Origin of the sequence: Citrobacter freundii complex sp. CFNIH9 (assembly GCF_002903305.1) — a bacterium.
In the GTDB taxonomy this organism is placed as follows: Bacteria; Pseudomonadota; Gammaproteobacteria; order Enterobacterales; family Enterobacteriaceae; genus Citrobacter; species Citrobacter portucalensis.
In genome coordinates, this window is the sequence record NZ_CP026238.1 from 768,354 (window position 1) to 783,022 (window position 14,669).

The 14,669-nt window shown below is 53.6% G+C and carries 14 protein-coding genes; 9 read left to right on the forward strand and 5 right to left on the reverse strand.

Going from position 1 to position 14,669, the window contains the following annotated elements:
- Nucleotides 1–94: 94 nt before the first annotated feature.
- Nucleotides 95–1,573 carry an outer membrane channel protein TolC gene (tolC, locus tag C2U43_RS03925; protein ID WP_103284709.1) on the reverse strand — a complete coding sequence of 493 codons (1,479 nt, stop codon included), beginning with the start codon at nt 1,571–1,573 and terminating at the stop codon, nt 95–97.
- Nucleotides 1,574–1,772: 199 nt separating this feature from the next.
- Here tolC and nudF point away from each other — a divergent pair, with 199 nt between their 5' ends.
- From nudF to parE, 5 genes are read left to right on the forward strand one after another with little or no spacing between them, the layout of a single operon-like run.
- On the forward strand, nt 1,773–2,405 hold the full coding sequence (gene nudF, locus C2U43_RS03930; protein WP_048215533.1) for an ADP-ribose diphosphatase: 633 nt from the start codon (nt 1,773–1,775) through the stop codon (nt 2,403–2,405).
- Nucleotides 2,402–2,824, forward strand: coding sequence for a DUF1249 family protein (locus tag C2U43_RS03935; RefSeq protein WP_003024582.1), 423 nt, complete (start codon nt 2,402–2,404; stop codon nt 2,822–2,824). The genes nudF and C2U43_RS03935 overlap by 4 nt, the downstream gene beginning before the upstream one ends.
- Before the next feature lie 24 nt (nt 2,825–2,848).
- Complete coding sequence (cpdA, locus tag C2U43_RS03940; RefSeq protein ID WP_008785825.1) at nt 2,849–3,676, forward strand: 3',5'-cyclic-AMP phosphodiesterase; 828 nt, start codon at nt 2,849–2,851, stop codon at nt 3,674–3,676.
- Nucleotides 3,676–4,257, forward strand: a complete 582-nt coding sequence (gene yqiA, locus C2U43_RS03945) for an esterase YqiA (RefSeq protein ID WP_003024575.1) — start codon at nt 3,676–3,678, stop codon at nt 4,255–4,257. The genes cpdA and yqiA overlap by 1 nt, the downstream gene beginning before the upstream one ends.
- Nucleotides 4,258–4,285: 28 nt before the next feature.
- Complete coding sequence (parE, locus tag C2U43_RS03950; protein ID WP_003024571.1) at nt 4,286–6,178, forward strand: DNA topoisomerase IV subunit B; 1,893 nt, start codon at nt 4,286–4,288, stop codon at nt 6,176–6,178.
- Between the two features lie 106 nt (nt 6,179–6,284).
- Here the strand turns inward: parE and C2U43_RS03955 are convergent, their stop codons facing one another.
- The 4 genes from C2U43_RS03955 to qseB all read right to left on the reverse strand — a co-directional run bounded on the left by C2U43_RS03955 (nt 6,285) and on the right by qseB (nt 9,326).
- On the reverse strand, nt 6,285–6,599 hold the full coding sequence (locus tag C2U43_RS03955) for a putative quinol monooxygenase (RefSeq protein ID WP_003024557.1): 315 nt from the start codon (nt 6,597–6,599) through the stop codon (nt 6,285–6,287).
- A gap of 30 nt (nt 6,600–6,629) precedes the next feature.
- Nucleotides 6,630–7,211: an NAD(P)H-dependent oxidoreductase gene (locus C2U43_RS03960; protein ID WP_003828397.1), complete on the reverse strand. Its 582-nt coding sequence runs from the start codon at nt 7,209–7,211 to the stop codon at nt 6,630–6,632.
- A 109-nt stretch (nt 7,212–7,320) separates the two neighbouring features.
- Nucleotides 7,321–8,670: a quorum sensing histidine kinase QseC gene (gene qseC, locus C2U43_RS03965; RefSeq protein WP_100271902.1), complete on the reverse strand. Its 1,350-nt coding sequence runs from the start codon at nt 8,668–8,670 to the stop codon at nt 7,321–7,323.
- A complete protein-coding gene (qseB, locus tag C2U43_RS03970; protein WP_003828394.1) occupies nt 8,667–9,326 on the reverse strand; it encodes a quorum sensing response regulator transcription factor QseB in 660 nt (219 codons plus the stop codon). The genes qseC and qseB overlap by 4 nt, the downstream gene beginning before the upstream one ends.
- 150 nt (nt 9,327–9,476) lie before the next feature.
- Between qseB and C2U43_RS03975 the strand changes: the two genes are divergently transcribed.
- The 4 genes from C2U43_RS03975 (at nt 9,477) to ftsP (ending at nt 14,668) form a co-directional block, all read left to right on the forward strand.
- A complete protein-coding gene (locus tag C2U43_RS03975; RefSeq protein ID WP_003024544.1) occupies nt 9,477–9,875 on the forward strand; it encodes a YgiW/YdeI family stress tolerance OB fold protein in 399 nt (132 codons plus the stop codon).
- 118 nt (nt 9,876–9,993) lie between these two features.
- Nucleotides 9,994–12,252 (forward strand): DNA topoisomerase IV subunit A, encoded by a 2,259-nt coding sequence (gene parC, locus C2U43_RS03980; protein WP_003828391.1) that lies wholly within the window; start codon nt 9,994–9,996, stop codon nt 12,250–12,252.
- 195 nt (nt 12,253–12,447) lie between these two features.
- Entirely contained in the window at nt 12,448–13,185 is a 738-nt protein-coding gene (gene plsC, locus C2U43_RS03985; RefSeq protein ID WP_003024540.1) for a 1-acylglycerol-3-phosphate O-acyltransferase, read from the forward strand.
- Between the two features lie 70 nt (nt 13,186–13,255).
- Nucleotides 13,256–14,668, forward strand: a complete 1,413-nt coding sequence (ftsP, locus tag C2U43_RS03990; protein ID WP_008785819.1) for a cell division protein FtsP — start codon at nt 13,256–13,258, stop codon at nt 14,666–14,668.
- Nucleotide 14,669: the final 1 nt, after the last annotated feature.

Below are 14,669 nucleotides of genomic sequence, written 5' to 3' on the forward strand. Positions count from 1 at the left end.
CGAAATTGAAGCGGTAAGAGGCGAGAATGCGGAAGAAGGGGCGGATCTTTACGTTGTCTTACGTTCAGACGGGGCCGAAGCCCCGTCATCAGCATCAGTTACGGAACGGGTTGCTGCCGGTGCTGCTGGTTGAACGTGCTGCTGTCGGCTGTGCCGCAGGCGTCGCGCTGTTGGACGTATAACCGTCCGCCGCGGCGTCTTGCTGCGCGTTTTCCGGCGCGATCGTATCCGGAGTCGTGGATACTGGTTTACCCAGCGTATTGTTCAGTGCTACCAGATCCTGCTCGTTCAGCGTACCGAGCGCAGATTTGACGTTTAACTGGTTGATAAGATAGGTATAACGCGCATTCGCCAGTTGCTGCTTGGCGTTGTACAGCGTGGTGGTGGCATCCAACACATCCACAATGGTACGTGTACCTACGGAATAGCCGGCTTCCATCGCATCCAAAGAACTTTGTGCAGAGACAACCGCTTGTTTGTAAGCGTTAATGCTACTGATAGACGCATTAATGTTGTTGAACGAAGAACGAACGGTCTGCACCACGCTGCGGTGTGCGCTTTCCAGCTGTTCACTCGCGCCAACAAAGTTGTACTGCGCTTGTTTCACCTGCGAGTTAACCATTCCGCCCTGGTACAGCGGCAGCGAGAAGCTCAGACCGATTTTATTCTGACCCATGTTGCTGTCGTCATACTGGGAGCTGTTGGTTTTAGACCCGCTGTACGAGGTGTCAGATACCCCGGTAGAGGCGGTCAGGTCCAGAGTCGGTAAATGACCATCCTGCGCCAGACGAATCTGCTCACGTGCCAGATCCTGGCTCAAACGGGCCTGCAATAACGACAGGTTGCGGTTTTCTGCTTCTTTCAGCAGCGCATTCACCGCCTGCGGTTTGTTGGTTTTAAAACCATCAACGTTCAGTGAAGCCAGTTCCGGATAGTAGTTACCGGTTACCTGGCGCAGCTGTTCTACCGCGTTATCCAGATTGTTACGCGCGGTAACTTCATTCGCCAGTACAGTATCGTATTGTGAACGGGCGTTCTGTACGTCAGTGATGGCAACCAGGCCAACGTTAAAACGCTGTGTTGTCTGATCTAACTGACGATAGACCGCATCTTTCTGTGCCTGAGTGTAAGAAAGCACGTCAATTGCGTTCAGTACGTTAAAATAGGCCGTGGCGGTGTTCAGGATCAGCGTTTGCTGATCGGTCTGATAGGTCACGTCCTGGATGCCCGCTGATTTTTCTTGCAGCGTCAGGGCACGCCATTTAGACATGTCGAACAGCGTCTGAGTCAATTGTAATGACGCGCTGGTTGCATTGGAGTTGACGCCATTTGCATCACGGTAACCATTGCTGTAGGTGTAATCGGCACCTAAACCCAGTTGCGGCAGCAATGGACTACGCGCTTCGTTAATTTTTTCGAATGCAGCATCGCGATCGGCGGCGGATTTACGCAATTCCGGGTTGCTCAGGCGTGCTTGCTGATAAACCTGCATCAGGTTTTCTGCCTGGCTCAAAGTACTGAACCCCGACAGGCTCAGGCCGATAAGGATGGGGAGCAATTTCTTCATTTGCATTCCTTGTTGTGAAGCAGTATTTAGCGCTGATCAAATTGTAAAAATATTTGCTGATTCTAGCAGAATCCGCCACTTCAAAAAGTTGGCGTTACGTGCCATACGGCGTTAATTTGCATCAATTTAACACAAGGGCGTTCAAACATCAGTCAAACGACCTTGAAATTCACATTTTAATCACTATTGGTTTCAGGACCGCACAATGAGTAAACCAGACAACTTGCCAATGACTTTCACTAAAAATGATGTAGAAATTATTGCACGAGAAAAGCTATACCGCGGTTTTTTTTCACTGGATCTTTATCGGTTTCGCCATCGCCTGTTTAACGGGGGGATGAGCGGCGAGGTAACGCGCGAAATTTTTGAGCGCGGACACGCGGCAGTCTTGCTACCCTTTGACCCTGAGCGAGATGAAGTTGTGCTGGTCGAGCAGATCCGTATCGCGGCATTTGATACCAGCGAAAGCCCGTGGTTACTGGAGATGGTGGCCGGTATGATCGAAGAGGGCGAAACCGTTGAAGATGTAGCCCGTCGTGAAGCAATGGAAGAGGCCGGGCTGGAAGTTAAACGGACGAAGCCCGTTCTGAGCTATCTGGCAAGCCCGGGTGGCACCAGTGAGCGCCTGTCTATTTTAGTCGGCGAAGTGGACGCCACGACCGCGAGCGGGATCCATGGTCTGGCTGATGAAAACGAAGATATTCGTGTTCATGTGGTGAGCCGGGAACAGGCTTATCAATGGGTTGAAGAGGGGAAAATCGACAACGCAGCGTCTGTCATCGCCTTGCAATGGTTACAGCTGCACTATCAAGAGTTAAAAACTGAGTGGAAAAAATGAAGCGTTACACACCTGACTTCCCTGAAATGATGCGTCTGTGCGAAACCAACTATTCGCAATTGCGCCGCCTGCTGCCACGTAATGATGCAGCCGGTGAAACAGTGAGCTATCAGGTAGCAAACGCACAATATCGGTTAACGATCGTGGAATCGACCCGATACACTACGCTTGTTGCGATCGAACAAACGGCACCGGCCGTCACATACTGGAGCCTGCCGTCATTGACCGTGCGCCTGTATCATGACGCAAGGGTGGCTGAAGTGTGTTCAAGTCAGCAGATCTTTCGCTTCAAAGCGCGGTATGATTATCCAAATAAAAAGTTGCATCAACGCGACGAAAAGCATCAAATTAATCAGTTTTTGGCCGACTGGTTACGGTACTGTTTAGCACATGGAGCGATGGCGATTCCGGTTTATTAGCGTCGTGAAACCTAAGGACACCATTTGGAAAGCCTGTTAACCCTTCCTTTGGCTGGTGAGGCCAGAGTCAGGATCTTACAAATTACAGACACTCACCTGTTTGCCGAAAAGCATGAAACGCTGCTGGGTGTGAACACCTGGGACAGCTATCAATCCGTACTGGATGCAATACATGCAGAGTCGCCTGAGTACGATCTGATCGTCGCGACGGGTGATTTGGCGCAGGATCAATCCGCTGCGGCTTATCAGCATTTTGCTGAGGGCATCGCAAGTTTTCGTGCGCCCTGCGTTTGGCTACCGGGTAATCACGATTTTCAGCCGGCAATGTACAGCGCGCTGCAGGATGCGGGCATTTCCCCGGCCAAACGCGTTTTCATTGGCGAACAGTGGCAAATATTGTTGCTGGACAGCCAGGTGTTCGGCGTTCCCCACGGTGAGTTAAGTGAATTCCAGCTCGAATGGCTGGAGCGTAAACTTGCTGATGCGCCAGAGCGTAATACCTTGCTACTACTGCATCATCATCCCCTGCCTGCGGGCTGCAGCTGGCTCGATCAGCACAGTCTGCGAAATGCCGCTGAGCTGGATAACGTGCTGGTGAATTATCCTCGCGCCAGGTATCTATTGTGCGGGCATATTCATCAGGAACTGGATCTGGACTGGAACGGACGCCGTCTGCTGGCGACGCCGTCGACCTGCGTGCAGTTTAAACCGCACTGTTCCAATTTCACATTGGATACCATCAGCCCAGGCTGGCGGACGCTGGAGCTTTTTGCCGACGGGACGTTGCAGACTCAGGTACGTCGTCTGCAGGGTAATCGGTTCCACCCTGATACCGCTTCAGAAGGCTACTGATGTCTACGCTTCTCTATCTTCACGGATTTAATAGCTCTCCTCGTTCGGCGAAGGCGTGTTTACTGAAAAACTGGCTGGCGGAACACCACCCGCACGTTGAGATGATCGTGCCGCAGCTACCTCCGTATCCTGCGCAGGCCGCAGAGATGCTGGAATCGATCATTCTTGAACACGGCGGAGAGTCGCTGGGGATTGTCGGTTCCTCTTTAGGCGGCTATTACGCCACCTGGCTGTCGCAATGTTTTATGCTGCCGGCAGTGGTGGTGAACCCTGCCGTACGGCCTTATGAACTGCTGGTCGACTATCTCGGTCAAAACGAGAACCCCTACACGGGGCAGCAATATGTGCTAGAGTCACGCCATATTTACGATCTTAAAGTCATGCAGATTGACCCGCTGGAAGCGCCGGATTTGATCTGGCTGCTCCAACAAACGGGCGATGAAGTGTTGGACTACCGCCAGGCGGTGGCGTATTACGCCTCCTGCCGTCAGACAGTTATTGAGGGCGGAAACCACGCATTCACGGGCTTCGAAGATTATTTCAACCCGATTGTCGATTTCCTTGGACTGCACAGTTTCTGACGATCAATTCGAATTGCTTATTTAAACCATGACGCAAACTTATAACGCTGATGCCATTGAGGTACTCACTGGGCTTGAGCCGGTACGCCGTCGCCCTGGGATGTACACCGATACGACCCGTCCGAACCATCTTGGGCAGGAAGTGATTGATAACAGTGTGGATGAAGCACTGGCGGGCCACGCGAAACGCGTGGACGTGATCTTACATGCCGACCAGTCTCTGGAAGTCATTGATGACGGACGCGGCATGCCGGTAGATATTCACCCTGAAGAAGGCGTTCCGGCGGTTGAGCTGATCCTCTGTCGTCTGCATGCGGGCGGCAAGTTCTCTAACAAGAACTACCAGTTCTCCGGTGGTCTGCACGGTGTGGGTATCTCCGTTGTTAACGCCCTGTCCAAACGTGTGGAAGTGAACGTGCGCCGCGACGGGCAGGTATACAACATCGCGTTTGAGAATGGCGATAAAGTGCAGGATTTACAGGTTGTCGGTACCTGCGGCAAACGCAATACCGGGACCAGCGTGCACTTCTGGCCTGATGAAAGCTTCTTTGACAGCCCGCGTTTTTCTGTTTCGCGCTTAACGCACGTACTGAAAGCCAAAGCGGTACTGTGCCCTGGCGTTGAGATCACTTTTAAGGATGAGGTCAACAACAGCGAACAGCGCTGGTGCTACCAGGACGGTTTAAATGACTATCTGAGCGAAGCGGTGAATGGCCTACCGACGCTGCCGGAAAAACCGTTTATCGGTAATTTCAGCGGTGAGACGGAGACGGTGGACTGGGCGCTGCTCTGGCTGCCGGAAGGCGGCGAGCTGCTGACCGAAAGCTATGTGAACCTGATCCCAACCATGCAAGGTGGTACGCACGTTAACGGTCTGCGTCAGGGACTGCTGGATGCGATGCGCGAGTTCTGCGAATACCGTAACATCCTGCCGCGTGGCGTGAAGCTGTCGGCGGAAGATATCTGGGATCGCTGTGCTTATGTGTTGTCGGTAAAAATGCAGGATCCGCAGTTCGCCGGACAAACCAAAGAGCGCCTCTCTTCGCGTCAGTGTGCGGCATTTGTCTCTGGCGTGGTGAAAGATGCATTCAGCCTGTGGCTGAACCAGAACGTGCAGTCAGCCGAACTGCTGGCTGAGATGGCGATTTCCAGCGCGCAGCGTCGTCTGCGTGCAGCGAAAAAAGTAGTGCGTAAAAAGCTGACCAGCGGTCCGGCGCTGCCGGGTAAACTGGCGGACTGTACCGCACAGGATCTTAATCGCACTGAACTGTTCCTTGTCGAAGGTGACTCGGCGGGCGGATCGGCCAAGCAGGCGCGCGATCGTGAATATCAGGCGATCATGCCGCTGAAAGGTAAGATCCTCAATACCTGGGAAGTCTCTTCCGATGAAGTGCTGGCTTCGCAGGAGGTTCACGATATTTCCGTGGCGATCGGTATCGATCCGGACAGCGACGATCTGAGCCAATTGCGCTATGGCAAGATCTGTATCCTGGCGGATGCGGACTCCGATGGCCTGCACATCGCCACGCTGCTGTGCGCGCTGTTTGTGAAGCACTTCCGCACGCTGGTGAAACACGGTCACGTCTACGTGGCGCTGCCGCCGTTATACCGTATCGACCTCGGCAAAGAGGTCTATTACGCGCTGACGGAAGAAGAGAAAGCGGGCGTACTGGAGCAGTTAAAGCGCAAGAAAGGCAAGCCGAACGTGCAGCGCTTTAAAGGTCTGGGTGAAATGAACCCGATGCAGCTTCGTGAAACTACGCTGGATCCGAACACCCGTCGCCTGGTGCAGCTCATTATCGATGATGAAGACGATCAGCGTACCAACGCAATGATGGATATGCTGCTGGCCAAGAAGCGTTCTGAAGATCGTCGTAACTGGTTGCAGGAGAAAGGCGACCTGGCGGATCTCGAAGGGTAATTGCATGTAGAAAAGCCGGAGACGGGCGTAAAATGCCTTATCCGGCTCTCATCTGACGAAGCGATTTATGCCGGATAGCTAAGCGTCACCCGGCAAATCGACAATCTTAAATGCCCGACTCCAGAATACGAATATTCATGTCCAGCACGTCACCTTTCACGGCTTCGCTGTAGGCTTTCATATGCGGGGTCTGCAAATGCGCTTCAAGATGCGCGATGCTTTCCCACTGCTCAACCATCACGATTGAATCTGGCGCTGTGGTCTGAAAACTCACACCTGCGGCATGATCCACCATCGGCGCATAGCCGTGGCAGCCTTCTTCTTTCAGTACGGTCGGAACGATTTTGGCAAACTGATCCAGTACCGCCTGGCGGTGATGTTGACCTGGACGTGTACGGATTTCTGCAATAACGGTAAGCATGGTTAACTCCTTCTAATTCCAGGTTACCAGTTAACCAAAAATTTCGGTCAGATGCTTGCGATATTCTGCGATATAACGCGGGACGTCCGGCATTTTAATCACGTCATTGGTGATAAAGGTCGGCAGCGCTTCCATTCCCAGGAACTGGTTTGCTTTATGGAACGGGAGATAGACGCCATCAACGCCAACGCCATGGAAGAACTGGTCTTTTTCAGTGAAGGCTTCCATCGGTGCGTTCCAGGTCAGGGACAGCATGTATTTTTTGCCCTGAATCAGCCCGCCGGAGCCGTATTTTTTTGAGGCATCTGAACGTGTGCGGCCGTCGCTGGCGTACAGCGTACCGTGACCTTCGGTAAACACGTCATCGATGTATTTTTTCACGGTCCACGGTGCGCCCATCCACCAGCCTGGCATCTGCCAGATAACCGCATCGGCCCAGACGAAATTCTGCACTTCTGCTTTTACGTCATAATCGCTGTCTGCGCGTACGACTTTAACATCATGCCCGAGGTCGCGCAGGATACCGTCCGCGACCTCGGTCAGGGTGTCATTCAGTTGACCATTAGAATGGCCGAATTTTTTCGCCCCGTTGATAATCAGAATGTTGCTCATTTTGTGTCCTCAAGGAAATACGTTTGAGGACGATTTTACTCCCACCAGCGGTACGGTGAAATTAGCAAAATGTGCAAAGTCTTTTGCTATATGAGCAACAATAACGCAATTACCAACTGACTTTTGCTTCAAAGCCACCTTCCGGAGCGTTGCCGAACGAGGCTGACATTCCATGCAGTGTTGCGATACGACGGACAATCGACAGACCGAGACCGCTGCCGGTCACGCTTTGTCCCGGTGGACGATAAAAGCGTTCACCGATGTGTGTAAGTACCTCTGGCGCAACGCCAGGACCGTTATCTTTGACGCTGAAGTTACGGGCGTTGAGCGTCACTTCCACAATGCTCCCCTGCGGACTGTAGCGAATGGCATTATCCAGCAGATTTCGTACCATCAGGCTCAGCAACAGCGGCTGTCCTGTGCGCGTGATATTGTGTGCGTTAATCTGCAAACGTACGTCAATATGCGCCTGCTGGGCCGGGTGGTAGATATCCATCACCGCGGATTGCAGTAGCTCCTCCAGCGAGATTTCTGCCACATCCTGAAGATTATCGAGGGAGTCGAGGCGCGAAAGCGTCAGGAGCTGATCGACCAGTCGCGTGGCGCGTTCAATTCCCGCATGCAGCTGCACCAGCGCTTTTTCCCGCGTTTGCGGGTCGTCGTCTGACAGTTGCACCACTTCGGTTTGCACCTTCAGCGCGGTCAACGGACTGCGCAGTTCGTGAGCGGCGTCAGAGGTAAAGCGCCGTTCGCGGACCATCATAGAGTGGATGCGGGTAAACAGCTGATTAAGCGACTCAACCAGCGGGCGCACTTCGCTTGGCACACCTTTCGGGTCGAGCGGTTCTTCTGACTCCGGGGCGCGCCAGCGCAGAGCTTGCGCCAGTTTTTTTAGCGGCCTGAGTTCGCGACTCAGCATGACCACCAGGATCAGCAACATCAGCGGCAGCGCAACCAGCCACGGGGTTAACTGTGCGGTAAGGATCGAAAGCGCCATATCCTCCCGGTATTCCCACTCCTGGCCCACCACAATGCGATATTTTCCATCAGCGGAATTCAGCCACAGGAAGCGCCAGGAATCGTTGTCGCCCCTGAGTTGGCCGTCGCTAAACCCCTCCCGGCTGTAGCTGTAGGGAATATCCTGGCCATTGTCGCCATCGTGTAGCACCATTTTGCCGTCGGTGGAGTAGATGGCAAACGCCAGTGCGTCGTCATCAATATGGCCATGTTTCAGTTTTTTTGGCGTGCGGGCCATATTGTTTGAGGTGGTGACATCGCTGATATCCAGCGTGCTAAGCCGCTTGGCGAACAGCATCAGCTGCGTATCAAACAGCTCATCGACATTATCGGTAGTCTGCCTCCAGGCCACAAAACTGGATACGGCCCAGGTTGCTGATGCCAGAATCAGAAAAATAAGCGTTAGCCTGACTCGCAGGCTGAGGCGTTGTGTGAGTTTCATGCGTCACCCAGGGTATAGCCAATGCCATGCACGGTACGGATAAAGTCGCTGCCGAGCTTACGGCGTAAGTGATGGACGTGGACCTCAACCGCATTGCTGGAGACATTTTCGTCCCAGGTATACAGTTTTTCTTCAATCAGTTTGCGGGGCAGGACGCGACCTTTGTTGCGCATCAGCAGTTCCAGCAGCGCGAACTCTTTAGGTTTGAGTGACAAAGGTTCACCCGCCGCCGTGGCGACCAGCGCGCCGGGATCGAGCGTTACCTGGCCATGGCACAATGTGTTGCTGGCCTGGCCGCTGGCACGACGTACCAGTGCCTCCAGTCTGGCGGCAACTTCGATCAGCGCAAAGGGTTTGCACAGATAGTCATCTGCGCCCAGGCGCAGGCCTTCTACGCGTTCTGCCAGCGCGTCGCGAGCGGTCAGAATCAGCACAGGCTCCTGCTTTCCGTTGGCTCGCCATTCGCGCAAAATGTCCCGTCCGTCTATGCCTGGCAGCGTCAGGTCGAGGATTACCGCATCATAAGGTGCGCTGTAGAGTGCTTCTTTCCCTTGGCGACCTTCGGTAAACCAGTCGATGCTGAAACCCATTTTACTCAGACCTGTTTTCAGGCCATCGCCAATCAACGTGTCATCTTCGATCAGTAAAATACGCATATGTTCATCCCTGCGATAACTCATTTGCAGTCAGTAAACCTGTGGCTACAGTCTCTGTACAGCAAAAAAAGTATCTTTTTTTGCCTTAAGAACTTGTTAAGGATTAACTTATTTAATAGTCGTAAACCAACATGAAAGGGAGACATGACGATGAAAAAATTAGCTGCAATGGTTGCCGTAATGGCACTGTGTTCCGCACCTGTTCTGGCAGCTCAGCAGGGCGGCTTCTCTGGACCAACGACAACCACCACGCAGAGCCAAAACGGCGGATTTGTCGGCCCGAACGGTAGCAGCACGACGGTAGAAAGCGCCAAATCACTGCGTGATGACACCTGGGTTACCCTGCGCGGGAACATCGTTGAGCGTATTTCCGACGACCTGTACGTGTTTAAAGATGCGACCGGCACGGTTAATGTGGATATCGACCACAAGCGCTGGAACGGCGTAACCGTCACACCGCAGGATGTGGTTGAAATCCAGGGTGAAGTGGATAAAGACTGGAACTCCGTTGAAATCGACGTGAAACAGATTACCAAAGTTGCTAAGTAATCCCCATCAGGGCCGCATTCGCGGCCCTTTTCTTTGTGACTCAACACGCCAGATAGGGTAGTATCTGCGGCAATATTGCCCTTCAATAGAGGGGTACAAAGTTGAGGAACCACGATTAATGAGCGATATGGCAGAGCGCCTGGCGCTGCATGAATTCACGGAAAACGCCTATCTGAACTATTCCATGTACGTCATCATGGACAGGGCGTTGCCGTTTATTGGCGATGGTTTGAAACCCGTTCAGCGTCGCATCGTATACGCGATGTCCGAACTGGGGCTGAATGCCAGCGCCAAATTTAAAAAATCCGCCCGTACCGTCGGTGACGTGCTGGGTAAATATCATCCGCATGGCGACAGCGCCTGCTATGAAGCGATGGTGCTGATGGCGCAGCCGTTCTCTTACCGTTACCCGCTGGTTGACGGGCAGGGGAACTGGGGGGCACCGGACGATCCTAAATCCTTCGCGGCGATGCGTTATACCGAATCACGCCTGTCTAAATATGCGGAAGTCCTGCTGGGTGAACTCGGTCAGGGAACGTCGGACTGGGTGCCAAACTTCGACGGCACCATGCAGGAGCCGAAGATGCTGCCTGCGCGTCTGCCAAATATTCTGCTGAACGGCACGACCGGTATTGCCGTTGGTATGGCAACGGACATTCCGCCACATAACCTGCGTGAAGTGGCAAAAGCAGCGATTACTCTGATTGAGCAGCCGAAAACGACGCTGGATCAGTTGCTGGATATCGTGCAAGGGCCGGATTACCCGACCGAAGCGGAGATCATTACTTCGCGCGCGGAAATTCGTAAGATTTACGAAAACGGACGCGGCTCCGTACGTATGCGTGCGGTATGGACGAAAGAAGACGGCGCGGTGGTGATTTCCGCGCTGCCGCATCAGGTTTCCGGGGCAAAAGTGCTGGAGCAGATCGCTGCTCAAATGCGCAATAAAAAGCTGCCGATGGTAGACGACCTGCGCGACGAATCGGATCACGAAAACCCGACCCGTCTGGTGATTGTCCCGCGCTCTAATCGTGTGGATATGGAGCAGGTGATGAACCACCTGTTTGCCACTACCGATCTCGAAAAAAGCTACCGTATCAACCTGAACATGATCGGTCTTGATGGTCGTCCTGCGGTGAAAAACCTGCTGGAGATCCTCACCGAATGGCTGGCGTTCCGCCGCGATACCGTGCGTCGCCGCCTGAATTATCGTCTGGAAAAAGTGCTCAAGCGCCTGCACATCCTTGAAGGTTTGCTGGTGGCGTTCCTCAACATTGACGAAGTCATCGAAATTATTCGTCATGAAGATGAACCTAAGCCTGAGCTGATGTCGCGGTTTGGCATTTCTGAAACCCAGGCTGAAGCCATCCTTGAGCTGAAATTGCGCCACCTTGCCAAACTCGAAGAGATGAAAATCCGCGGTGAGCAGGATGAGCTGGCGAAAGAGCGCGATCAGTTGCAGGCCATTCTGGCTTCCGAACGTAAAATGAGTAACCTGCTGAAGAAAGAGCTGCAGGCCGATGCAGATGCCTATGGCGACGATCGTCGCTCTCCGTTGCAGGAACGCGAAGAAGCGAAGGCGATGAGCGAGCACGACATGCTGCCATCTGAGCCGGTGACCATTGTGTTGTCCCAGAGTGGCTGGGTGCGTAGCGCCAAAGGCCACGACATCGATGCGCCAGGATTAAGCTATAAAGCGGGCGACAGCTTTAAGTCGGCAGTGAAGGGTAAGAGCAACCAGCCGGTGGTGTTCGTGGACTCGACCGGACGCAGCTATGCCATCGACCCGATTACGCTGCCGTCGGCGCGCGGTCAGGGTGAACCGCTGACCGGGAAGCTCACGCTGCCGCCAGGCGCGACGGTTGAGCACATGCTGATGGAAGGCGACGATCAAAAACTGCTGATGGCCTCCGATGCGGGCTACGGTTTTGTCTGTACCTTCAATGACCTGGTCGCACGTAACCGTGCTGGTAAGGCATTGATTACGCTGCCAGAAAATGCGCGCGTGATGCAGCCGGTGGTGATTGAAGATGAAACCGATATGCTACTGGCTATTACTCAGGCTGGTCGCATGTTGATGTTCCCGGTGAGCGATTTACCGCAGCTGTCGAAAGGCAAAGGGAACAAGATCATTAATATCCCTTCAGCGGAAGCGGCGAAAGGCGAGGATGGTCTGGCGCAACTTTACGTGCTGCCGCCGCAGAGCACGCTGACCATCCACGTCGGTAAGCGCAAAATCAAACTGCGTCCTGAAGAGTTGCAGAAAGTGACCGGTGAGCGCGGCCGTCGCGGCACGCTAATGCGTGGTCTGCAGCGTATCGACAGCATTGAGATTGACTCGCCTCGACGCGCCAGTCACGGCGACAGCGAAGAATAACGCTACCGTCCGGCTCTCCCTGTTAAAGCCCAGGGAGAGCCAACGTTAAAAATTCCCGTGAAACCGTTGTTTATTCGTGCGTTGCGATTAACAATACGCTTTTCCAGAGAGCCGCCCTTAACAAAGCCCTAACCTGATACCGCGTGATGAATCAGGTGACGTAAAATGCCAGGCTCTTAGGCCTTAGAGGTTGTTATGCTATATATTTTTCGTTTAATTATTACTGTTATTTACTGCGTTCTGGTCTGTATTTTCGGTTGCATATACTGTCTGTTCAGCCCACGAAATCCAAAACACGTTGCAACGTTCGGCCATATGTTTGGCCGCCTGGCTCCCCTTTATGGCCTGAAGGTCGAGTGCCGCATGCCGGCAGACGCGCAGAACTATGGTAATGCTATCTATATTTGTAACCATCAGAACAACTATGACATGGTTACCGCTGCGAATATCGTTCAGCCGCCGACGGTGACGGTAGGTAAAAAAAGCCTGCTGTGGATCCCTTTCTTCGGGCAGCTGTACTGGTTAACCGGTAACCTGTTGATTGACAGAAACAACCGCGCTAAAGCGCACAGCACCATTGCTGCCGTGGTGAATCATTTCAAAAAACGTCGCATTTCTATCTGGATGTTCCCTGAAGGGACGCGTAGCCGCGGTCGCGGTCTGCTGCCGTTTAAAACCGGCGCGTTCCATGCAGCGATTGCTGCTGGTGTCCCGGTCATTCCGGTGTGCGTTTCCACAACCTCGAACAAGATAAAACTCAATCGACTCAATAATGGTCTGGCAATTGTCGAGATGTTGCCACCGGTGGATATTAGCCACTTTGGGAAAGATCAGGTTCGTGAACTGGCAGCGCATTGCCGCACGCTGATGGAACAAAAAATCGCAGAACTCGATAAAGAAGTTGCTGAGCGGGAAGCCGCCGGTAAGGTTTAATCCGCGCAATTCGGGTTTTTTACAGGAAATGACTTCCTGCGTGTTAATAGCCAGTTTTTATGGAGTTTATATGTCATTCAGTCGGCGTCAGTTCATTCAGGCATCGGGGATCGCACTGTGTGCAGGTGCTGTTCCGCTGAAGGCTAATGCTGCCGGTCAGCAACAACCGTTACCCGTGCCTCCGCTGCTGGAATCCCGCCGGGGGCAGCCGCTATTTATGACGCTGCAACGTGCGCACTGGTCCTTTACACAAGGCACGCGCGCACCTGTCTGGGGAATTAACGGCCGCTACCTGGGACCGACAATCCGCGTCTGGAAAGGGGATGACGTCAAGCTTATCTACAGCAACCGTCTGACTGAAAATGTCTCGATGACCGTCGCCGGGTTACAGGTACCTGGCCCGCTGATGGGCGGCCCGGCGCGCATGATGTCCCCGAATGCTGACTGGGCGCCGGTGCTACCGATTCGCCAGAATGCCGCCACGTTGTGGTATCACGCTAATACGCCAAATCGTACTGCTCAGCAGGTCTATAACGGTCTTGCCGGGATGTGGCTGGTTGAAGATGAAGTGAGTAAATCACTGTCTATTCCCAACCACTATGGCGTGGATGATTTTCCGGTCATTATCCAGGACAAGCGGCTGGACAACTTTGGCACGCCGGAATACAGCGAGCCCGGCAGCGGTGGCTTTGTCGGTGATACGCTGCTGGTCAATGGGGCGCAAAGCCCGTATGTCGAAGTCTCCCGCGGCTGGGTGCGCTTGCGTTTGCTGAACGCTTCAAACTCGCGTCGTTACCAGCTGCAAATGAGCGATGGCCGTGCGCTGCATGTGATTTCCGGCGATCAGGGTTTTTTACCTGCGCCTGTTTCGGTGAAGCAGCTCTCGTTGGCTCCGGGCGAGCGTCGTGAGATCCTGGTGGATATGACGAACGGTAATGAGGTCTCTATCACCTGTGGTGAGGCGGCCAGTATTGTCGACAGGATCCGCGGGTTCTTTGAGCCTTCCAGTATTCTCATCTCCACGCTGGTGCTGACTCTGCGTCCAACGGGCCTTCTGCCGCTGGTGACCGATAGCCTGCCAATGCGCCTGCTGCCAACGGAAATCCTCAGCGGTTCGCCGATTCGCAGCCGTGATATCAGCCTGGACGACGATCCTGGCATCAACGGTCAGCTGTGGGACGTCAATCGTATGGATATTACTGCCCAGCAGGGCTCCTGGGAACGTTGGACGGTGCGGGCGGATATGCCCCAGTCCTTCCATATTGAAGGTGTTTCGTTCCTGATCCGTAATGTGAATGGCGCGATGCCGTTCCCGGAAGACAGAGGCTGGAAAGATACTGTCTGGGTTGATGGCCAGGTTGAATTACTGGTTTATTACGGACAGCCTTCCTGGGCCCATTTCCCGTTCTACTTTAATAGCCAGACGCTGGAAATGGCGGATCGTGGCTCAATCGGACAGATGTTGGTGAACCCGGCGCCGTAAT

Coding starts and splice junctions, on each gene's coding strand:
- tolC (WP_103284709.1), bottom strand. CDS start 1,573: ATGCAAATGAAGAAATTGCTCCCCATCCTTATCGGCCTGAGCCTGTCG.
- parE (WP_003024571.1), top strand. CDS start 4,286: ATGACGCAAACTTATAACGCTGATGCCATTGAGGTACTCACTGGGCTT.
- parC (WP_003828391.1), top strand. CDS start 9,994: ATGAGCGATATGGCAGAGCGCCTGGCGCTGCATGAATTCACGGAAAAC.
- nudF (WP_048215533.1), top strand. CDS start 1,773: ATGAGTAAACCAGACAACTTGCCAATGACTTTCACTAAAAATGATGTA.
- yqiA (WP_003024575.1), top strand. CDS start 3,676: ATGTCTACGCTTCTCTATCTTCACGGATTTAATAGCTCTCCTCGTTCG.
- qseC (WP_100271902.1), bottom strand. CDS start 8,670: ATGAAACTCACACAACGCCTCAGCCTGCGAGTCAGGCTAACGCTTATT.
- C2U43_RS03960 (WP_003828397.1), bottom strand. CDS start 7,211: ATGAGCAACATTCTGATTATCAACGGGGCGAAAAAATTCGGCCATTCT.
- C2U43_RS03935 (WP_003024582.1), top strand. CDS start 2,402: ATGAAGCGTTACACACCTGACTTCCCTGAAATGATGCGTCTGTGCGAA.
- plsC (WP_003024540.1), top strand. CDS start 12,448: ATGCTATATATTTTTCGTTTAATTATTACTGTTATTTACTGCGTTCTG.
- C2U43_RS03975 (WP_003024544.1), top strand. CDS start 9,477: ATGAAAAAATTAGCTGCAATGGTTGCCGTAATGGCACTGTGTTCCGCA.
- ftsP (WP_008785819.1), top strand. CDS start 13,256: ATGTCATTCAGTCGGCGTCAGTTCATTCAGGCATCGGGGATCGCACTG.
- C2U43_RS03955 (WP_003024557.1), bottom strand. CDS start 6,599: ATGCTTACCGTTATTGCAGAAATCCGTACACGTCCAGGTCAACATCAC.
- qseB (WP_003828394.1), bottom strand. CDS start 9,326: ATGCGTATTTTACTGATCGAAGATGACACGTTGATTGGCGATGGCCTG.